This window comes from Pseudomonas sihuiensis, from assembly GCF_900106015.1.
Lineage (GTDB): Bacteria > Pseudomonadota > Gammaproteobacteria > Pseudomonadales > Pseudomonadaceae > Aquipseudomonas > Aquipseudomonas sihuiensis.
Map to the genome: position 1 here is coordinate 532,444 of NZ_LT629797.1, position 20,365 is coordinate 552,808.

Consider the following 20,365-nt stretch of genomic DNA (forward strand, 5'->3'; position numbering starts at 1 on the left):
CTTGTGGGTGCGGCTTCGGGCGCGAGTTGGCGCAGATCGCGGCTGAAGCCGCCTCTACGGGAACAACCGGAGCGATTTGCCGATGGCTGCCTTTGAATATATCGCCCTCGACGGGCGCGGCCGCCAGCAGAAAGGCGTGCTGGAAGCCGATAGCGCGCGCCAGGTGCGTCAACTGCTGCGCGAGCGCCAACTGGCGCCGCTGGAGGTCAAGGCCACGCGCAGCCGCGAGCAGGACAGTGGGCAGGCACGCCTGGGTTTTGTACGTGGCCTGTCGGCGCGCGACCTGGCGCTGGTCACTCGCCAACTGGCGACGCTGATCCAGGCGGCGCTGCCCATCGAAGAAGCGCTACGCGCCGCCGCGGCGCAATCCACCAGTTCGCGTATCCAAAGCATGCTCCTGGCGGTGCGCGCCCGCGTGCTGGAGGGCCATAGCCTGGCCGGCAGTCTGAAGGAATTTCCGGCCGCCTTCCCCGAGTTGTACCGCGCCACGGTGGCGGCCGGGGAACATGCCGGGCACCTCGGCCCGGTGCTGGAGCAATTGGCCGACTACACCGAACAGCGCCAGCAGTCGCGGCAGAAGGTGCAACTGGCGTTGCTCTACCCGGTGATCCTGATGTGCGCGTCCTTGCTGATCGTCGGCTTCCTGCTCGGCTACGTGGTGCCGGACGTGGTCAAGGTATTCGTCGACTCGGGGCAGACCCTGCCGGCGCTGACACGCGGGCTGATCGCCCTGAGCGACTGGGTCAAGGCCTGGGGGCTGGTTGCCCTGGTGGCGCTGATCCTGGCGGTCGTCGCCTTGCGCGCAGCCCTGCGTGACGAGGCGTTCAGGTTGCGCTGGCATCGATTTCTGCTGCGCATACCGCTGGTCGGACGGCTGGGGCGTGCCACCGATTGCGCGCGTTTTGCCTCGACCCTGGCGATCCTCACCCGCAGTGGTGTGCCGCTGGTGGAGGCGCTGGCGATTGCTGGCGAGGTGATCGGCAACCGGGTGATCCGTGGCGAGGTGCTGGTAGCGGCGCAGAAGGTGCGCGAAGGTGGCAGCCTGACCCGCTCGCTGGAGGCCACCGGCCAGTTCCCGCCGATGATGCTGCATATGATCGCCAGCGGCGAACGCTCCGGCGAGCTGGATCAGATGCTGGCGCGTACGGCGAAGAATCAGGAGAGCGACCTCGGTGCACAGATCGCTCTGCTGGTCGGCTTGTTCGAGCCGTTCATGCTGGTATTCATGGGGGCAGTGGTGCTGGTGATCGTACTGGCCATCCTGCTGCCGATTCTTTCTTTGAACCAAATGGTGGGATAGCAGGTGAGAAAATCTCAGGCGGGCTTCACGCTCATCGAAATCATGGTCGTGGTGGTGATTCTGGGCATTCTGGCGGCACTGGTGGTGCCGCAGGTGATGAGTCGGCCCGATCAGGCCAAGGTCACCGCTGCGCAAAACGACATTCGCGCCATCGGCGCCGCGCTGGACATGTACAAGCTCGACAACCACAACTACCCCAGCACCCAGCAGGGCCTGGAGGCGCTGGTGAGCAAGCCGAGCGGTAACCCACAAGCGAAGAACTGGAACAAGGACGGCTACCTCAAGCGCCTGCCCATCGACCCCTGGGGCAACCCCTATCAATACCTGGCTCCCGGCACCAAGGGCGCATTCGATCTGTATTCGCTTGGCGCCGACGGCAAGCAGGGTGGCAGTGACCTGAACGCCGATATCGGCAACTGGGATCTCTGACTCGACCATGCCGTCGTTCGCCTGTAGGAGCGAGTGTCGCGAGCGAAGCATGCGTCGTAGAAAAACTTCGCGAGCAGAGCTCGCTCCTACGTTGAAGGCGCAGCGCGGCTTCACCCTGATCGAACTGCTGGTGGTGCTGGTCATTCTCGGCAGCCTGATCGGTCTGGCGGTGTTCAGCACCGGTATCGCCGGACCGGCGCGCGAATTGCGCAGCGAGGCCGAGCGCCTGGGTGGGTTGATCGGTGTGCTGGTCGACGAGGCGGTGCTGGACAATCGCGAATATGGCTTGAGCTTTACCCGCGAGGGTTACCGGGTGCTGCGCTACGACCCGCAGCGCGACGAATGGCAGGCGCTGGATCGTCAGGCTCATCGCCTGCCGGAGTGGGCCGAAGTGACGCTTGAGGTGGAGGGCGAAGTGGAAGGCGAGGCCTTGACTCTCGGGGGCGAGGCCAGTGCTGATGCACCGCAGTTGCTGATCCTTTCCAGTGGCGAGCTGACGCCGTTTCGCCTGCGTATCGCCGAACGCCGTCGTGACGGCCTGCGTCTGCAACTGTCCAGCGATGGCTTCGGTCTGCCGCGTGTCGAGGAGCTGGGCACGGGGCGCGCCAGATGAGATCAGCGCGCGGCTTTACCCTGCTCGAAGTGCTGGTGGCCCTGGCCATCTTCGCCCTGATTGCCGCCAGCGTGCTGACTGCCAGCGCACGCAGCGTGCGCACGGCCAGCCAGCTTGAGAACAAGACCCTGGCCATGTGGGTGGCGGACAACCGACTGACCGAGCTGCAACTGGCCGACACGCCACCGGCTGATGGCCGCGACCAGGGCCAGGTGGAGTTCGCCGGCCGTCGCTGGTTGTGGCAGAGCGAAATTCAGGCCACCAGCGAGCCGGCCATGCGCCGCGTGACGCTGTGGGTTGCCGCCGAGGAGCGGGGCGCCAGGGGCGATCTGCGTGAGCGGGCGCAGGTCACGCTCAGCGGTTTCCTGGGGGCGCCACAGTGACCTGCCTCCCTCGTAGGAGCGAGCTCTGCTCGCGAATCCGTGGCGACGCCATTTCGCTCGCGACGCTCGCTCCAGCCCGTAGGATGGGCCGGGCGGCGCTCCGCTTCAGCCCACCAACAGCGGCCAGCCTTGGTGGGCTAAAGCCCACCCTACCAACTGGTGACCCTCAGCGGCTTTCTGGGGGCTCCATGATGTGTTGGAGCGCTCAGCGCGGCTTCACTCTGCTGGAGCTGCTGATCGCCATCGCCATCTTCGCCCTGCTGGGGTTGGCCACCTACCGCATGCTCGACAGCGTGCTCAGCGCCGATGCCGTCACCCGCGAGCACGAGCGTCAGTTGCGCGAGTTGACCCGCGCCCTGTCAGCCTTCGAGCGTGATCTGCGTCAGGTGACGGTACGGCCGATTCGCGATGCTTTCGGTGATGCCCAGCCAGCGTTGCACGGCGATCTGGCTGATGCCACGGCGCTGGAGCTGAGTCGCGTCGGCTGGCGCAACCCACTCGGCCAACCGCGTGCCGAGGTACAGCGGGTGCGTTGGCAGCTCAGTGGCGAGCAGTGGCAGCGGCGTTACTGGCGCGTGCTGGATCGCGCGCAGGACAGCACGCCGCAGATCCAGCAGGCGCTCGATGGTGTCGAGTCATTGAGCCTGCGTTATCTGGACAAGGACGGGCAGTGGCAGCCTGACTGGCCACCAGCCAATGCCTCTGGCGACGGTTTGCTCACCGAGCTGCCGCGCGCTGTGGAACTGCGCCTGCAGCATCGCCGCTATGGCGAACTGCGCCGTCTGCTGCGCCTGCCCGATCTGCCGGCGCAGAACGCTGCCGGCGTGCCGCCAGCGGATTCTAACGAGGTGCCGCAGTCATGAAGCGGCAGAATGGGGTGGCGTTGATCACCGTGCTGCTGGTGGTCGCCGTGGTCACGGTGGTCTGCGCCGGGCTGATCGCCCGTCAGCAACTGTCGATTCGCAGCAGCGCCAACCAGTTGCACGTGACCCAGGCCTGGCACTACGCCCTGGGGGGCGAGACGCTGGCTAAGGCGATGCTCGAGCGCGACTTGCGCCGTGGCGATCCACGTCAGCCGGTTGATCACCTGCTGGAACCTTGGGCCAGGCCGCTGACGTTCCCGCTGGATGAAGGCGGCGAGCTACGGGTACGCATCGTCGACCCCAACGGCCGCTTCAACCTCAACAGCCTGGTGCGCCAGGGGCGGCCCAACGAGCTGGCGGTGCTGCGCCTGCGCCGCCTGCTGTTGCGTCTGGGCATCGATAAACCCTATGCCGAGCGCTTGCTGGACTGGCTCGATAGCGACAGTGAGTTGCAGGGAGGCAATGGCGCCGAGGACGGCCAGTACCTGCTGGCGATACCGCCTTATCGCACGGCCAATCGCGAGATCACCGACGTGTCTGAACTGCGCCTGCTGCTGGAGATGGAGGAGGCCGACTATCGCCGCCTGCGGCCTTTCGTCAGTGCGCTGCCGAGCGAGGCGTTGCTTAACGTCAACACCGCCAGCGCGATGGTGCTCTCCAGCCTGTCCGATGGATTGACGCCGGATGCGGCCCTGGCATTGATCGCCGGGCGTGGTGACGAGGGGTATCTAAGCCCGGCCGCGTTCGCTGCTCAGCCTGCGCTCGCCGGGTTGGGCGAACAGGTGGTACAGGGGCTGGCGGTCGGCAGCCAGTATTTCGAGGTGTTCAGCGAGGTGAGCCTGGGTGAACGCCGGGTGGTATTGCGTAGCCTGCTGCAGCGCAGCAATGATGGCCAGGTCAGTGTCCTGGCGCGTGATCTGGGGCAGGGCGGTATGCCGCCACGGCCCATCGAGGAAGAACAAGAATGAACCCGTTATGGATTTTTCTGCCGCCTGAGGCGTGCCACGTGCTCTCAGCGGATCTACCCGTGCAGCGCGTTACGGCGGATGACAGTCGCGCCTTGAGCCTGGCCGAGGCATTGGCCGATTTGCCGGCACACTGGGAGCTGGTGCTGCCGGTTGAGGCGGTCACCGCCTGCGCTGTGCAACTGCCGACGCAGAAGGCGCGCTGGATGCGCCAGGCGCTGCCGTTCGCGGTGGAGGAACTGCTGGCTGAAGAGGTCGAGCTGATGCACCTGGCGCTGGGTGAGCAATTGGCCGATGGCCGTCACCGCGTCTATGCGCTGCGCGCCAGCTGGCTGCGCGAGTGCCTGGCCCTGTGCGCGGCGCAACCGCCGCAGGCGATTCGCGTCGATGCCGATCTGCTGCCACGCCAGGGCAGTCAGCTGCTCTGGTTGCAGTCGCGCTGGTTGCTCGGTGGCGAGGCGCCCTGGCGCCTGGCTTTGCAGACTGAGGACTGGCCAGCGCTGGCAGGCCGTTGCCCATCGCCATGCATCGCCATTGCGCCAGATGGGCAGGTGCTGCCCGAGCCGGTGGATGAGGTGCATCTGCTGGAGGACACGCATCAATGGCTGGTGCTTCAGGGCAACGGTGTCGATCTGGCTCAGGGGGAGTTCGCCCTGCGCCAGAGTGGCGACAGTTGGCGGCGTTGGCGCCCGCTGACGGGGGTGTTGGCACTGTGCCTCGTGTTGCAGTGGGGCTTCAATTTCGCGCAGGGCTGGTACCTGCAGCGCGAAGCCGATGCTTACGCTGCGTCCAGCGAGGCGCTGTACCGTGAGTTGTTTCCTCAGGACAGCAAGCTGATCAACCTGCGGGCGCAGTTCGATCAACATCTGGCGCAGTCCACGGGCGGCGATAGCCCGGTGCTGGGCCTGCTGGCCGAAGTAGCGGCGGCGCTGCAGGCCGATGGCGCAGCGCTGGTGCAGGTCAATCAGCTCGATTACAGCGCGACCCGTGGCGATCTGTCTTTGCAATTGCAGGCGCCGGGTTTTGCCGAGCTGGAGCGTTTGCGTGAGCGTCTGGAGGAATCCGGCCTGTCGGTGCAGATGGGCTCGGCCAGCCGTGAAGCCGAGGGCGTCAGTGCACGCGTGGTGATAGGAGGATGATGGGCATGTCGAGGACGGGTTTGAGCGAAAGTGTGCAACTGCACTGGCAGCGCTCACCGCTGGCGCAACGCTGGCAAACGCTGCCGGCACGTGATCGTCTGGCACTCGTGGCGCTGAGCGTTTTCCTGCTGTTGGTGCTGTTCTATCTGGCGTTGTGGCAGCCGGTGCAGCGTCAGGCTCAGGCCGCGCGTGCCGCGTTCGAAGAGCAGCGCGCCCTGTACGCCTATATGCAGAGCCGTGCGCCACAGGTGCAGGGGCGCGACCTGCAGCCACGCGCCAGCCTCGACCCGGCGCGCCTGCAGGGGGTGGTTACGGCAAGTGCGGCCGAGCAGGGCCTGGTGATCGAACGTCTGGATACCGAGGGCTTTGGCGCGGTGCAGGTCAACCTGCAGCCAGTGGCATTCGCCCAGTTGCTGCGCTGGATTCAGACGTTGGAGGGGCAGGGCGTGAGCATCGAGGAAGCAGGGCTGGACCGCGCCGAGGAAAACCGCGTGACTGCGCGGCTCAGCTTGCGTGTGGGCGATTGATCTGGTGCATTTATTGACAAGTACTCCTGTCACTCCCGCGTAGGCGGGAGTCCAGGCGGCCCCTGAGTTCCCGCCTGCGCGGGAATGACGGTTGCTCCATGAAGTAATGGCGCTTGTTTCGCGGGGTAACGACGGCGGTTGCATGGAATGTTCTCGCGGTGCGCGCGGCGTACCCTGCGATTTGCATGGCGTCGCGGTAACAGCGCGCACCCGATTGGGCGGTTAGGGAACGTCGCTGCCCTGATAAGGTGCCGTCAGTGGCGCCATGGAATACTACGAAGTGGCTCCAACGCCCATTTTTTGGGCGTTATGCGGTTTATGGCCTGAGTATTGCTGTAGATATCTGTTTACCCTTTTCTGCTTGATCACTCCTTTTGCGGGCTGTCAATATCTGCCGCCGGCGCTTCCTGTGCTTCTGTAATTAGTTGTCGCATTGAGGAAATATCGCCTCATTGCCTGCCGCTAGAATGCCGCACACCCAGCCAAGGCCCCTTTGTCGCTCGTCCACCACGACAGCGCAGCACCGCCTTCTACAATCCATAAAAGGCCCGGGCCCCTCACTGCCATCGATGTCATACCCAATTCGAAGGAGCAAAGAATGAAGAAGATCGCACTGCTTGGCGCCCTGGCGCTGTCCCTGATGTCGCCCCTGGCCATGGCCGAGAAGCCGCTGCGCATCGGCATCGAGGCGGCTTACCCGCCCTTCGCATTCAAGACTCCCGATGGCCAGATTGCCGGCTTCGACTACGACATCGGCAACGCCCTGTGCGAAGAGATGAAGGTCGAGTGCAAGTGGATCGAGCAGGAATTCGACGGCCTGATCCCGGCCCTGAAAGTGCGCAAGTTCGACGCCGTGCTGTCTTCTATGTCGATCACCGAAGACCGCAAGAAGTCCGTGGACTTCACTGGCAAGTACTACGCCACGCCGGCCAAGCTGGCGATGAAGGCCGGTACCGAGATCAAGGACCCGCTGGTCGACCTGAAAGGCAAGAAGATCGGCGTGCAGCGCTCGTCCGTATATGACCGCTACGCCACCGACATCTTCGCCCCGGCTGGCGCTGAAGTCGTGCGCTACAGCTCGCAGAACGAAGTGTTCCTGGACATGCAGTCCGGCCGCCTGGACGCCACCCTGGCCGATTCGGTGAACATCGATGACGGTTTCCTCAAGACCGACGCAGGCAAGGGCTTCGCGTTCGCCGGTCCGGACTTCACCGACGTGAAGTACTTCGGCGAAGGTCAGGGCATCGCCGTGCGCAAGGGTGACAAGGCGCTGGCCGACAAGATCAGCGCCGCTATCCTGGCCATCCGCGCCAACGGCAAATACAAGGAAGTGCAGGACAAGTACTTCGACTTCGACGTTTACGGCGAGTAAGCGTCCCAGATAGATGAAGTGGCACTAACCTTTTGAGGTTGTGCCACTTTTTTCTTGGTTCTGCGGGGTCGTTAAATACCAATCCGGGTATTCAACCTGCGGCCCGTCGCGTGAGCGACATGAATTTTCTTTGTGCTAGGCGGCGCCTGGGGTGCCTGAGAGGTATTAGCGCATGCTTCAAGGCTACGGCTCGACCATTCTCGATGGTGCCTGGCTCACCCTGCTTCTGGCGCTGACGTCCATGGCAGTGGCGATCTTCCTCGGCCTGCTGGGTGCGGCCTTTCGTCTGTCGCCGATCCGCTGGCTGGCGGCGTTGGGTGATACCTACGCCACGGTGATTCGCGGGATTCCCGACCTGGTGCTGATCCTGCTGATCTTTTACGGCGGCCAGGACATGGTGAACCGTATCGCGCCGATGCTCGGTTATGACGATTACATCGACATCAACCCCTTCGTCGCTGGCGTGTTCACCATGGGCTTCATCTTCGGGGCCTATCTGTCGGAGACCTTCCGCGGTGCCTTCATGGCGATCCCCAAGGGGCAGGCGGAAGCCGGTGCGGCCTATGGCATGAGCGGGATGCAGGTATTCTTCCGCATTCTCGTGCCGCAGATGATCCGTTTCGCCATTCCCGGTTTCACCAATAACTGGCTGGTGCTGACCAAGGCCACCGCGCTGATTTCCGTGGTTGGCCTGCAGGACATGATGTTCAAGGCCAAGAGCGCGGCCGACGCGACGCGTGAGCCGTTCACCTTCTACCTGGCGGTGGCTGGGCTGTATCTGGTGCTGACCAGCGTTTCCTTGCTGGCGCTGCGTTTCCTCGAGAAGCGCTACTCGGTGGGTACCAAGGTGGCTGACCTATGATCTTCGACTATCAAATGATCTGGGAGAACCTGCCGCTGTACTGGGGCGGCGTGCTGGTGACCCTGAAAATCCTGCTGATCTCCCTGGCGTTCGGCCTCAGCCTGGCGCTGCCATTGGCACTGATGCGGGTGTCGAAATCGCCCTGGGTCAACTTCCCGGCCTGGCTCTACACCTACGTGATTCGCGGCACACCGATGCTGGTGCAGCTGTTTCTGATCTATTACGGGCTGGCCCAGTTCGAGTTCATTCGTGACAGCTTCATGTGGCCGTATTTCTCTAGTGCGACCTTCTGCGCCTGCCTGGCGTTTGCCATCAACACCAGCGCCTACACTGCGGAAATCCTTGCTGGCAGCCTCAAGGCCACGCCGCCCGGCGAGATCGAGGCGGCCAAGGCCATGGGCATGTCGCGCAGCAAGCTGTATCGGCGCATCCTCCTGCCTTCGGCGCTGCGCCGGGCGCTGCCGCAGTACAGCAATGAAGTGATCATGATGCTGCACACCACCTCGCTGGCCTCAATCGTGACCCTGATCGACATCACCGGCGCCGCGCGCACTGTCAGTTCGCAGTACTACATGCCTTTCGAGGCCTTCATCACCGCCGGCCTGTTCTACCTGGCGCTGACCTTCATCCTGGTGCGCCTGTTCAAGCTGGCCGAGCGCCGCTGGCTGGCCTACATGGCCCCGCGCAAGGCCTGATGCCATGACGATTCAAGAGAACCCGAACATGTACAAACTCGAAGTTCAGGACCTGCACAAGCGTTACGGCAGCCATGAAGTGATCAAGGGCGTGTCGATGGCGGCCAAGGCTGGCGATGTGATCAGCATCATTGGTTCCAGCGGCTCGGGCAAGAGCACCTTCCTGCGCTGCCTGAACCTGCTCGAGCAACCGCATGCCGGCAAGATTCTGCTCAACAACGAAGAGCTGAAGCTGGTACCGGCCAAGGACGGTTCGCTGCGCGCCGCCGATGCCAAACAGCTGCAGCGCATGCGCTCGCGTCTGGCCATGGTGTTCCAGCACTTCAATCTGTGGTCGCACATGAGCGCCCTGGAGAACGTGATGGAAGCGCCGGTACATGTACTCGGCATGAGCAAGGCTGAAGCCCGCGACAAGGCTGAACATTACCTGGCCAAGGTCGGCGTCGCGCACCGCAAGGACGCCTACCCCGCGCACATGAGTGGTGGTGAGCAGCAGCGCGTGGCCATCGCCCGCGCCCTGGCCATGGAGCCGGAGGTGATGCTGTTCGATGAGCCCACTTCGGCGCTCGACCCCGAACTGGTCGGCGAAGTGCTCAAGGTGATGCAGGACCTGGCCACCGAAGGTCGCACCATGGTGGTGGTGACCCACGAAATGGGTTTTGCCCGCGAGGTGTCGAATCAGCTGGTGTTCCTGCACAAGGGATTGGTCGAGGAGCGCGGTTGCCCGAAGGAAGTGCTGGCCAATCCGCAATCCGAGCGGCTGCAGCAGTTCCTTTCCGGCAGTCTCAAATAATAAGAAGCTAGACTTCGCACTTAACTGGTGCGTTGAACCCATTGAATAGACACTAATGACTCCCCATCGAATCGGCTTTTTGTACTGGCCCGGCACCAAGGCCCTGACCCTGTCCCTGGCGGAGGAGGCCCTGCGTGTCGCCCAGCGCGTGCATCCGGAAGTGGTGTACGAGCTGGTGTTCCTCCAGGCCGAGCCGCTGGCTGCGGGTGACTGGCGTCTGCCGGGCGAGCCCTGGGCCGGGCATCTGGAAGGGTTGGACAAGCTGTTCCTGCTCGCCGATACGCCGCCAGCGCAGGTGTCTGCGGGGCTGGCGGCGGCGCTCAAGCAGCAGGTGCGCAGTGGTTGTGTGATTGGCGGGCTGTCTGCCGGGGTCTATCCGCTGGCTCAGCTCGGTTTGCTCGATGGTTATCGCGCGGCAGTGCACTGGCGCTGGCAGGACGATTTCGCCGAGCGTTTCCCCAAGGTCATCGCCACCAGCCACCTGTTCGATTGGGATCGCGACCGGCTGACTGCCTGCGGCGGCTTGGCCGTGCTCGATCTGCTGCTGGCGGTGCTGGCGCGCGATCACGGCGCCGAGCTGGCCGGTGCGGTGAGCGAGGAGCTGGTGGTCGAGCGCATTCGTGAGGGCGGTGAGCGTCAGCGCATTCCGCTGCAGAATCGCCTCGGCTCCAGCCATCCGAAGCTGACCCAGGCCGTGCTGCTGATGGAAGCCAACATCGAGGAGCCGCTGACCACCGACGAGATCGCCCAGCACGTGTGCGTGTCGCGTCGTCAGCTCGAACGTATCTTCAAGCAGTACCTCAATCGTGTGCCCAGTCAGTACTACCTGGAGCTGCGCCTGAACAAGGCGCGCCAACTGCTGATGCAGACCAGCAAGTCGATCATCCAGATCGGCCTGTCCTGCGGCTTCTCCTCGGGGCCGCACTTCTCCAGCGCCTACCGCAACTTCTTTGGCGCCACGCCGCGCGACGATCGCAACCAGCGCCGCAGCAACAGCCCCTTCGAGTTGACCTCGACGCCAGTCGAGCGGGGCTGATCCAGTTCGCTCCTACACTGCAGTAGCCCGGATGAAATCCGGGATGATCGGATGATGGCCCCGGATTTCATCCGGGCTACGCGAGCAGGGTTTTCGATACCGGCCAGTCAGCCTGCGGAGAATTTTTCCAGCGGCGTGCTCCAGGCGGCGATCTGCGATTAAACTGCGCCTTTCCGACGCTTTCTGTCGCTTGGACGAAAACCCGCGGAAAACCTGGGGTGGCGCTGTAAGAAGTTGTCGCATGGCGACAATGCCGACCCCGATTCAGTCCCTACAATCCTTGCATCCCCTGTCGTTTCGGGCGCTTCGTCGCCTCTCTGCGGCCGGTATTTCTCACCAGGAGAGCTTTGATGTCCGTTCAGCACGATGCGGTGCAACGCGCCGATTTCGATCAGTTCATGGTCCCCAACTACGCCCCTGCTGCCTTCGTCCCCGTGCGCGGCCTGGGTTCGCGAGTCTGGGATCAGAGTGGTCGAGAGCTGATCGACTTCGCCGGCGGCATCGCCGTCAACGTGCTTGGCCACTGCCACCCGGCACTGGTCGCGGCGCTGACCAAGCAGGCCAATACCCTGTGGCACATCTCCAATGTATTCACCAACGAGCCGACCCTGCGCCTGGGCAAGAAGCTGGTCGAAGCGACCTTCGCCGAGCGCGTGTTCTTCTGCAACTCCGGCGCCGAGGCCAACGAGGCAGCGTTCAAGCTGGCGCGTCGCGTTGCCCATGACCGTTTCGGTCCGGAAAAGCACGAGATCATCGCCGCCACCAACAGCTTTCACGGCCGCACTCTGTTCACCGTCAGCGTCGGCGGCCAGCCTAAGTACTCCGACGGTTTCGGGCCGAAGATCCAGGGTATCACCCATGTGCCGTACAACGACCTGGAGGCGCTGAAGGCCGCGATTTCCGACAAGACCTGCGCCGTGGTGCTGGAACCCGTGCAGGGCGAGGGCGGCGTGCTGCCGGCCGAAAAGGCCTATCTGCAAGGCGCCCGCGAGTTGTGCAACGCACACAGCGCGCTGCTGGTGTTCGATGAAGTACAAAGCGGCATGGGCCGTACCGGCGAGCTGTTCGCCTATATGAATTACGGCGTGGTGCCGGACATTCTCTCCAGCGCCAAGAGCCTGGGTGGTGGCTTCCCCATCGCGGCGATGCTCACCACCACCGACCTGGCCAAGCACTTCTCGCCCGGCACCCACGGCACCACCTACGGCGGCAACCCGCTGGCCTGTGCGGTCGGTGAGGCGGTGCTGGATATCGTCAACACCCGCCAGACCCTGGACGGTGTGAAGACCAAGAGCGAGCAGTTCAAGACGCGCCTGCTGGCTCTGGGCAAGCAGTACGGTCTGTTCGAGCAGGTACGTGGCATGGGCCTGCTGCTTGGCTGCGTACTCAACGAGGCGTGGATGGGCAAGGCCAAGCAGGTGCTCGATGCCGCTACTGCCGAGGGTCTGATGATTCTGCAGGCCGGCCCGGACGTGGTGCGTTTCGCTCCGAGCCTGGTGGTCGAAGATGCCGATATCGACGAAGGCCTGGCTCGTTTCGAACGTGCGCTGAGCAAACTGACGGCCGCCTGAGTCCTTGCTGACTTGCTGCGGGAGGCGCTTCAGCCGCGACAATCGCCGCTGCGACTGCATGGCTGCAGGAGGTAGAGCGAAGCAGGATGCCCGAGCCGAAAGCGCCTCCCACGGCTGTTTGCCCAACCCGGGCTATGAATACCCTGTTTAGAAGGAGTGACCCATGCTGGTGATGCGCCCTGCGCAAATGGCGGACCTGGCCGAAGTGCAGCGACTGGCTGCTGACAGCCCGGTAGGTGTCACTTCATTGCCGGACGATGCAGACCGGCTGGGCGACAAGATCGCCGCCTCGGATGCGTCATTCGCCGCCGAGGTCAGTTTCAACGGCGAGGAGAGCTACTTCTTCGTCCTCGAGGACACCGAGAGCGGCCGCCTGGTTGGCTGTTCCGCCATCGTCGCCTCGGCGGGATATTCCGAGCCCTTCTACAGCTTTCGCAACGAAACCTTCGTGCACAACTCGCGTGAGCTGAAGATCCACAACAAGATCCACGTGCTGTCGCTGTGTCATGACCTGACCGGCAACAGCCTGCTCACCAGCTTCTACGTCGAGCGCCCGCTGGTCAGCAGCGTATTCGCCGAGCTCAATTCGCGCGGGCGCTTGCTGTTCATGGCCGGTCACCCAGAGCGTTTCGCCGATGCCGTGGTGGTGGAGATCGTCGGTCACAGCGACGAGAACGGTGATTCGCCGTTCTGGGACGCGCTGGGGCGCAACTTCTTCGACATGACCTACGCCGAGGCCGAGCGCCTGTGCGGGTTGAAGAGCCGCACCTTCCTCGCCGAGCTGATGCCGCATTACCCCATCTATGTGCCGCTGCTCTCCGACGAGGCGCAGGAGGCCATGGGCCAGGTGCATCCGCGTGCGCAGATCACTTTCGACATCCTCATGCGCGAAGGCTTCGAGACCGACCACTACATCGACATCTTCGACGGTGGCCCGACCCTGCATGCGCGTACCTCGGGCATCCGCAGCATCGCGCAGAGCCGCCTGGTGCCGGTGAAGATCGGCGAGGCCGAGGCGGGCGGGCGCCAGTATCTGGTGAGCAACGGCCAACTACAGGATTTCCGCGCCATCGTCGCCGATCTCGACTGGGTGCCGGGCAAGCCTGTGGTGCTCAGCGCACAGGTGGCCGAGGCCCTGGGTGTCGGCGAAGGCGCCAGCGTCAGGTTGGTAGCGGTTTAACAGGCTCTCTCCGGCTGGAGAGGGCGCCCTTCAAGGGCAGAGGAGAGTGCCGGCGGCGCTCTTGAGGAATCTGGAGGCTTTATGATCGTTCGTCCCGTGCGCAGTGCCGACTTGCCGGCCCTGATCGACCTGGCTCGCAGCACCGGCGCTGGCCTGACCACGCTGCCGGCCAACGAGGAGCGCCTGGCACATCGGGTCGGCTGGGCGGAGAAGGCTTTTCGTGGCGAGGCCGAACGTGCCGATGCCGACTACCTGTTCGTCCTCGAAGACGATGCCGGCAAGGTGGTGGGCATTTCTGCGGTGGCCGGCGCCGTCGGCCTGCGCGAGCCCTGGTACAACTACCGGGTCGGCCTGACCGTCAGCGCTTCTCAGGAGTTGAACATCCATCGCCAGGTGCCGACGCTGTTCATGGCCAATGATCTGACCGGCAACTCCGAACTGTGCTCGCTGTTCCTGCATGCCGATTACCGCACTGGTCTCAACGGCCGTTTGCTGTCGAAGGCGCGCTTTCTGTTCATCGCCGAGTTTCGCGAGCTGTTCGGCGACAAGGTGATCGCCGAGATGCGCGGCATGTCCGATGAGCGTGGACGCTCCCCGTTCTGGGAAAGCCTCGGTCGGCATTTCTTCAAAATGGAGTTCTCCCAGGCGGACTACCTCACCGGCGTCGGCAACAAGGCCTTCATTGCCGAGTTGATGCCCAAGTTTCCGCTCTATACCTGCTTTCTGTCCGAGGATGCACGTGCCGTGATCGGCCGGGTGCACCCGGATACCGAACCGGCGCTGGCCATGCTCAAGGCCGAGGGTTTCAGCTATCAGGGCTATGTCGACATCTTCGACGCGGGCCCGGCCATCGAGGCGGAAACCGCGAAGATTCGCGCCGTGCAGGGCAGCCAGAATCTGGTACTGGCCATCGGTACGCCGGGTGATGACGCCGAGCCGTTCCTGGTGCACAACCGCAAGCGCCAGGACTGCCGTATCACCGTTGCACCTGCGCGCCTGGCGGCCGGCACCCTGGTGGTCGATCCATTGACGGCCAAGCGCCTACGCCTTTCGGCGGGTGATCAGGTACGCGCCGTGCCGTTGGCGGCGCACCGCTGAGTTATTGGTTTTGCGTGGCGGCCCAAGCCGGCCGCCGGAAAATGCTGGGAGTGGTAAAACAAGATGAACACTCATTACATCGCAGGTCAGTGGCAGCCCGGTCAGGGCGAGTCGCTGCAATCGCTCGACCCGGTCAGCCAAGCCGTGCTCTGGCAGGGCCAGGGCGCCACCGCTGCGCAGGTCGATGCAGCCGTTGCCGCTGCGCGTGGCGCTTTCTCGTTGTGGGCCGCGCATTCGCTGGATGGCCGCATCGCCGTGCTGGAACGCTTCGCCGCCTGCCTGAAGTCGCGTGCCGACGAAGTGGCCCGGGCGATTGGTGAGGAGACCGGCAAGCCATTGTGGGAAGCTGCCACCGAAGTGAACAGCATGGTGGGCAAGGTCGCCATTTCCATTCAGAGCTATCGCGAGCGCACCGGTGAGAAGAGCGGCCCGCTGGGCGACGCCACTGCGGTGTTGCGCCACAAACCGCACGGTGTGGTGGCGGTGTTTGGCCCCTACAACTTTCCCGGCCACTTGCCTAACGGCCATATCGTGCCGGCGCTCCTGGCCGGTAACTGCGTGCTGTTCAAACCCAGCGAGCTGACGCCGAAGGTGGCAGAGCTGACGGTCAAATGCTGGATCGAGGCCGGGCTGCCCGAGGGCGTGCTCAGCCTGCTGCAGGGCGGTCGCGAAACCGGCGTCGCGCTGGCCGGCCATCCTGGTATCGACGGGCTGTTCTTCACTGGCTCCAGCCGCACCGGCAACCTGCTGCACACCCAATTCGCCGGGCGCCCGGACAAGATCCTGGCGCTGGAGATGGGTGGCAACAACCCGCTGATCGTCGATCAGGTCGCGGATGTCGATGCCGCGGTGTACACCATCGTCCAGTCCGCGTTCATCTCGGCTGGCCAGCGCTGCACCTGCGCGCGCCGTCTGCTGGTGCCGCAAGGGGAGTGGGGCGACGCCCTGCTGGCGCGTCTGGTGCAGGTTGCCGGGCAGATCAAGGTCGGTCGCTTCGACGAGCAGCCGGCGCCGTTCATGGGCTCGGTGATTTCCCTGCAGGCCGCCGCGCAGCTGATGCAGGCGCAGCAGGACTTGCTGGCCGGCGGCGCCACGGCGTTGCTGGCGATGACCCAGCCGCAGGAGGGTGCCGCGCTGCTGACGCCCGGCATTCTCGATGTCACGGCCGTGAACGACCGTCCTGACGAAGAATTCTTCGGTCCGCTGCTGCAGGTGATCCGCTACGACAATTTCGAGGCTGCCATCGCCGAGGCCAACGCCACGGCTTATGGCTTGGCCGCCGGCCTGCTGTCCGACTCACGTGCGCGCTTCGAGCAGTTCTGGCTGCACAGCCGCGCCGGTATCGTCAACTGGAACAAACAGCTCACTGGCGCCGCCAGCACTGCGCCTTTTGGTGGTATCGGCGCTTCGGGCAACCATCGCGCCAGTGCCTACTATGCAGCGGATTACTGCGCCTACCCGGTGGCCGGGCTTGAGAGCGAAAGCCTGGCTTTACCCGCGACCCTGACTCCGGGAGTGACTCTGTAATGACCGCTTATGAGATGTCCGCTTTTGAAATGAATGTCGACGGCCTGGTCGGGCCGACTCACAACTACGGTGGGTTGTCCTACGGTAACGTCGCGTCGCAGAGCAACTGTCAGGCCGTGTCGAGCCCCAAGGAAGCTGCCAAGCAGGGGCTGGCGAAAATGAAGGCGCTGATGGACATGGGCTTCAAGCAGGGCGTACTGGCCCCGCAGGAGCGTCCGGACGTTGCCGTTTTGCGCAGCCTGGGCTTTACCGGCAGTGACGCGCAGGTGATCGCCAAGGCCGCCAAGGGCGCCATGCCTTTGCTGGTGGCGAGTTGTTCGGCCTCCAGCATGTGGACGGCCAATTCCTGCACTGTCAGCCCCAGCGCCGACACGGCAGATGGCCGCGTGCACTTCACTGCCGCCAACCTCAACTGCAAGTTCCACCGCAGCATCGAGCACCCCACCACCAGTCGGGTGTTGCAGGCGATGTTCGCCAGCGAGAAACACTTCGCTCATCACCCGGCGTTGCCGGCGGTCAGTCAGTTCGGTGACGAAGGTGCGGCCAACCATACGCGTTTCTGCAAGGGCTATGGCGACGCCGGGGTAGAGTTCTTCGTCTACGGCCGCAGCGCCTTCGACAGCCGTTATCCGGCCCCGCAGCGCTACCCGGCGCGGCAGACCCTGGAAGCCTCTCACGCGGTGGCTCGCTTGCATGGTCTGGGCAAGGCCGGTGTGGTGTTCGCCCAGCAGAATCCGGAGGTGATCGATCAGGGCGTGTTTCACAACGACGTGATCGCCGTGGGCAACGGCGAGGTGCTGCTCTATCACCAGGATGCCTTCTTGGGCACCGACAAGGTACTGGCCGAACTGGGGGAAAAACTGGCCCGGCGCGGCGGTAACTTCCAGGCCATCTGCGTGCCAGCTTCTGCGGTCAGCGTGCAGGATGCGGTGCGTTCCTACCTGTTCAACAGCCAGCTGCTGACGCGCGCCGATGGCAGCATGCTGTTGGTGGTGCCAGAGGAGTGCAAGAGCAACGCCAGCGTCTGGCGCTACCTGGAGCAACTGACCGCGAGTGGCGGGCCGATCCGCGAGGTGCGGGTGTTCGACCTCAAGCAGAGCATGCAGAACGGCGGTGGTCCTGCTTGCCTGCGCCTGCGTGTGGCGCTCAATGAGCAGGAGCTGGCTGCGGTCAATCCGGGCGTGCTGATGAGCGACGCGCTGCATGACACCCTGGTGGCCTGGGTCGACAAGCATTACCGCGACCGCCTCAGCGAAGCCGATCTGGCCGACCCGCAATTGCTCACCGAATGCCGCACGGCATTGGATGAACTGACGCAGATCCTTAAACTGGGCTCGGTCTATCCTTTCCAGATAGCCTGAACCTGACCTCGATTCCCGGAGATTTTATGAGCGACGCGCTGCAGCTGATTCTTGAAGACAACGACGGTACCCAACTGGAAACCTCCTGCAGCCGCTTTGCCGTGGTCTGGCAGGGCAAGGAGCTGTGGGTCCAGGCCGTTGGCGATCAGTTGCTGATCGGTGTTGATGTGGAAGAGGGCGATACCGAGTACGTCAACCTGCTGTTGCGTCCGCAGGCTACCAACCTGGTCAGCCTGCAGCTGGAGATGGAGCCGATGATCGCCGACGAGGATGATCATGTTCATGGCCCGGACTGCAACCACTGATCGAACCTGGTAGGGTGGGCCGGGCGGCGCTCCGCTTCAGCCCACCCTGCGAAAATGCTGTGAACCAAGGAGTCCCCATGCTTGCCCTCGGCAAACTGCTTGAACTGACCCTGGCCGGCCACGAGCCGTCGGCGAAGATTCAACTGACGCCCGATGGTACGCGTCTGCGCTGGCTCGACGAAGGTGCGCTGGAGGTGACACCGCCTGCAGCGCGCGACAATGGCCTCGACCTGCTGCTGTCGGCCGGCGTCCACGGCAACGAAACCGCGCCAATCGAGCTGCTCGATCGTCTGCTGCGCGGCATCGCGCGCAATGAACTGCATCCGGCGGCGCGCATTCTCTTTCTGTTCGGCAATCCCGAGGCCATGCGCCGCGGTGAGCGCTATATCGAGCAGGACCTCAATCGCTTGTTCAGTGGTCGTCACGAGCAATCCAGTGGCTTCGAGGCTATTCGCGCTTGCGATCTGGAGCATCTGGCCGCCACCTTTTTCGGCAAGCAAACAGGCCGCACTCGTCTGCATTACGACCTGCACACCGCCATTCGCGGCTCGAAGATCGAGCAGTTCGCCCTCTATCCCTGGCAGGAAGGTCGCGCCCACTCGCGGCGTGAGCTGGAGCGCCTGCGTGCTGCCGGCATCGAGGCGGTGCTGCTGCAGAACAAGTCTTCGATCACCTTCAGCGCCTACACCTATGCGCAGCTTGGTGCCGAGGCTTTCACCCTGGAGTTGGGCAAGGCGCGCGCCTTCGGTCAGAACGAGTTGGTCAACCTCGACCTGCTGGAGAATGCGCTGCACGCACTGATCGAAGGGCGCGAAGCGATCAGTGGCGAGGCGACGCTCGATGGCTTGCAGCTGTTTTCGGTATCACGTGAGGTGATCAAGCACAGCGACAGCTTCCAGTTGCACCTGCCGGAGGACATTGAAAATTTCACCGAACTGGAGCCCGGTTACCTGCTCGCCGAAGACATCGCCGACAGCCGCTGGATAGTGGAAGAGAAGGGCGCGCGAATCATCTTCCCCAATCCCAAGGTCAAGAATGGCCTGCGCGCCGCCATTCTGATCGTTCCCGACGACGGTGCCGGCTTGCTGTAGCCCGGATGCAATCCGGGGATGACCGGCACATCTTCCCCGGATTGCATCCGGGCTACGGTGTCGGCAAGTTGCTTTATCGCGCAACTGTATCTTTCCCCGTCCGGGCGACCTCTTTAGCATGAGCCTTTCGCCAATTGCCGGGAAAGCCTGTCATGCCCCTGATCGACCTGCGTAGCGACACCGTCACCCAACCCACCGTTGCCATGCGTGAAGCCATGATGGCTGCCGAGCTGGGTGATGACGTGTATGGCGAAGACCCCACGGTAAACCGTCTGGAGGCCTGGCTGGCCAATGAGCTGGGCTTCGCGGCGGCGCTGTTCGTCCCCACCGGCACCATGAGCAACCTGCTGGGCCTGATGGCTCATTGCGAGCGCGGTGACGAGTACATCGTCGGCCAGCAAGCCCACACCTACAAGTACGAGGGCGGCGGTGCCGCCGTACTTGGCTCCATCCAGCCGCAGCCGATCGACGGTGAAGCCGACGGCTCGCTGGATCTGGCCAAGGTCGAAGCGGCGATCAAGCAGGACGACTTCCATTTCGCCCGCACCCGCTTGCTGGCCCTGGAAAACACCATGCAGGGCAAGGTGCTGCCGCTCGACTACCTGGCAGCCGCCCGCGAACTCACTCGCCGCCGTGGTTTGAGCCTGCACCTCGATGGCGCCCGCCTGTACAACGCCGCGGTCAAGCTCGGGGTGCCGGCGCGCGAAATCACCCAGCACTTCGACTCGGTCTCGGTGTGCCTGTCCAAGGGGCTCGGTGCGCCGGTCGGTTCAGTGCTCTGTGGCAGTACGGCGTTGATCGCCAAAGCACGCCGTTTGCGCAAGATGGTCGGTGGTGGCATGCGTCAGGCCGGCGTGCTGGCGGCAGCAGGCTTGTATGCGCTGCAGCATCAGGTTCAGCGCCTGGCCGAGGATCATGCTAATGCGACGCGACTCGGCGAAGAGCTGAGCGAGCTGGGCTACAGCGTTGAGCCGGTGCAGACCAATATGGTCTATGTGCAACTCGGCGAGCGCGCCGGGCAAGTTAAGGCCTTCATGGCCGAACACGGCATCGCCGTCAGTGCCGCGCCACGCCTACGTCTGGTCACTCATCTGGACGTCAGCGCCGAACAAATCGAGCGGGTGATCAGGGCATTTGCTGCTTTCCGTTCGCATTAAGCGTCAGGCGTGCACTGCTGATAGGCGCACGCTATCAACAAGGCACTAGCCGCGGGCGATGGGGCCGATATAATGCGTCCCTTTGCCGGCTTTGCCGT

21 protein-coding genes are annotated in these 20,365 nt (G+C 63.8%); all 21 read left to right on the forward strand.

The features are described 5' to 3' along the window. The first annotated feature begins 82 nt into the window (after positions 1-82). The 21 genes from xcpS to ltaE all read left to right on the forward strand — a co-directional run bounded on the left by xcpS (position 83) and on the right by ltaE (position 20,267). Positions 83-1,300: a GspF family T2SS innner membrane protein variant XcpS gene (xcpS, locus tag BLT86_RS02695; protein ID WP_017677562.1), complete on the forward strand. Its 1,218-nt coding sequence runs from the start codon at positions 83-85 to the stop codon at positions 1,298-1,300. Positions 1,301-1,303: 3 nt separating this feature from the next. After that, positions 1,304-1,729: a type II secretion system major pseudopilin GspG gene (gene gspG / locus BLT86_RS02700; protein WP_026088626.1), complete on the forward strand. Its 426-nt coding sequence runs from the start codon at positions 1,304-1,306 to the stop codon at positions 1,727-1,729. 91 nt (positions 1,730-1,820) lie between these two features. After that, a complete protein-coding gene (gene gspH, locus BLT86_RS02705) occupies positions 1,821-2,342 on the forward strand; it encodes a type II secretion system minor pseudopilin GspH (protein WP_017677560.1) in 522 nt (173 codons plus the stop codon). Beyond that, positions 2,339-2,725: a type II secretion system minor pseudopilin GspI gene (gene gspI, locus BLT86_RS02710; RefSeq protein ID WP_017677559.1), complete on the forward strand. Its 387-nt coding sequence runs from the start codon at positions 2,339-2,341 to the stop codon at positions 2,723-2,725. Before gspH ends, gspI begins: the two co-directional genes overlap by 4 nt. 188 nt (positions 2,726-2,913) lie before the next feature. After that, positions 2,914-3,588, forward strand: a complete 675-nt coding sequence (gspJ, locus tag BLT86_RS02715) for a type II secretion system minor pseudopilin GspJ (protein ID WP_026088625.1) — start codon at positions 2,914-2,916, stop codon at positions 3,586-3,588. Further along, positions 3,585-4,556 (forward strand): type II secretion system minor pseudopilin GspK, encoded by a 972-nt coding sequence (gspK, locus tag BLT86_RS02720; protein ID WP_017677557.1) that lies wholly within the window; start codon positions 3,585-3,587, stop codon positions 4,554-4,556. The genes gspJ and gspK overlap by 4 nt, the downstream gene beginning before the upstream one ends. Beyond that, positions 4,553-5,692 (forward strand): type II secretion system protein GspL, encoded by a 1,140-nt coding sequence (gene gspL / locus BLT86_RS02725; RefSeq protein ID WP_092374489.1) that lies wholly within the window; start codon positions 4,553-4,555, stop codon positions 5,690-5,692. Before gspK ends, gspL begins: the two co-directional genes overlap by 4 nt. Positions 5,693-5,697: 5 nt before the next feature. Beyond that, complete coding sequence (locus BLT86_RS02730; protein ID WP_092380301.1) at positions 5,698-6,219, forward strand: type II secretion system protein M; 522 nt, start codon at positions 5,698-5,700, stop codon at positions 6,217-6,219. Positions 6,220-6,817: 598 nt separating this feature from the next. Then, entirely contained in the window at positions 6,818-7,591 is a 774-nt protein-coding gene (locus tag BLT86_RS02735; protein ID WP_017677554.1) for an ABC transporter substrate-binding protein, read from the forward strand. Between the two features lie 172 nt (positions 7,592-7,763). Then, a complete protein-coding gene (locus BLT86_RS02740) occupies positions 7,764-8,453 on the forward strand; it encodes an ABC transporter permease (protein ID WP_017677553.1) in 690 nt (229 codons plus the stop codon). Further along, the gene (locus BLT86_RS02745; protein WP_059391570.1) at positions 8,450-9,148 is read left to right on the forward strand and encodes an ABC transporter permease; all 699 of its coding nucleotides are present in this window, start codon (positions 8,450-8,452) and stop codon (positions 9,146-9,148) included. The genes BLT86_RS02740 and BLT86_RS02745 overlap by 4 nt, the downstream gene beginning before the upstream one ends. A gap of 28 nt (positions 9,149-9,176) precedes the next feature. Next, complete coding sequence (locus tag BLT86_RS02750; RefSeq protein WP_017677551.1) at positions 9,177-9,941, forward strand: ABC transporter ATP-binding protein; 765 nt, start codon at positions 9,177-9,179, stop codon at positions 9,939-9,941. Between the two features lie 55 nt (positions 9,942-9,996). Further along, the gene (gene argR / locus BLT86_RS02755; protein WP_045736566.1) at positions 9,997-10,977 is read left to right on the forward strand and encodes a transcriptional regulator ArgR; all 981 of its coding nucleotides are present in this window, start codon (positions 9,997-9,999) and stop codon (positions 10,975-10,977) included. Between the two features lie 350 nt (positions 10,978-11,327). Beyond that, positions 11,328-12,548 carry an aspartate aminotransferase family protein gene (locus BLT86_RS02760; RefSeq protein ID WP_092374492.1) on the forward strand — a complete coding sequence of 407 codons (1,221 nt, stop codon included), beginning with the start codon at positions 11,328-11,330 and terminating at the stop codon, positions 12,546-12,548. Positions 12,549-12,711: 163 nt separating this feature from the next. Further along, on the forward strand, positions 12,712-13,728 hold the full coding sequence (aruF, locus tag BLT86_RS02765) for an arginine/ornithine succinyltransferase subunit alpha (RefSeq protein ID WP_017677548.1): 1,017 nt from the start codon (positions 12,712-12,714) through the stop codon (positions 13,726-13,728). Between the two features lie 81 nt (positions 13,729-13,809). Further along, positions 13,810-14,826: an arginine N-succinyltransferase gene (astA, locus tag BLT86_RS02770; RefSeq protein WP_021488629.1), complete on the forward strand. Its 1,017-nt coding sequence runs from the start codon at positions 13,810-13,812 to the stop codon at positions 14,824-14,826. Positions 14,827-14,889: 63 nt separating this feature from the next. Continuing rightward, positions 14,890-16,353 (forward strand): succinylglutamate-semialdehyde dehydrogenase, encoded by a 1,464-nt coding sequence (astD, locus tag BLT86_RS02775; protein ID WP_021488630.1) that lies wholly within the window; start codon positions 14,890-14,892, stop codon positions 16,351-16,353. Between the two features lie 14 nt (positions 16,354-16,367). After that, positions 16,368-17,714, forward strand: a complete 1,347-nt coding sequence (gene astB, locus BLT86_RS02780) for an N-succinylarginine dihydrolase (protein WP_092380303.1) — start codon at positions 16,368-16,370, stop codon at positions 17,712-17,714. 26 nt (positions 17,715-17,740) lie between these two features. Further along, positions 17,741-18,019, forward strand: a complete 279-nt coding sequence (locus BLT86_RS02785; protein ID WP_003461883.1) for a hypothetical protein — start codon at positions 17,741-17,743, stop codon at positions 18,017-18,019. A gap of 77 nt (positions 18,020-18,096) precedes the next feature. Beyond that, on the forward strand, positions 18,097-19,110 hold the full coding sequence (astE, locus tag BLT86_RS02790) for a succinylglutamate desuccinylase (RefSeq protein WP_092374495.1): 1,014 nt from the start codon (positions 18,097-18,099) through the stop codon (positions 19,108-19,110). A 152-nt stretch (positions 19,111-19,262) separates the two neighbouring features. Beyond that, complete coding sequence (gene ltaE / locus BLT86_RS02795; RefSeq protein ID WP_092374498.1) at positions 19,263-20,267, forward strand: low-specificity L-threonine aldolase; 1,005 nt, start codon at positions 19,263-19,265, stop codon at positions 20,265-20,267. The last annotated feature ends 98 nt before the right edge of the window (positions 20,268-20,365 follow it).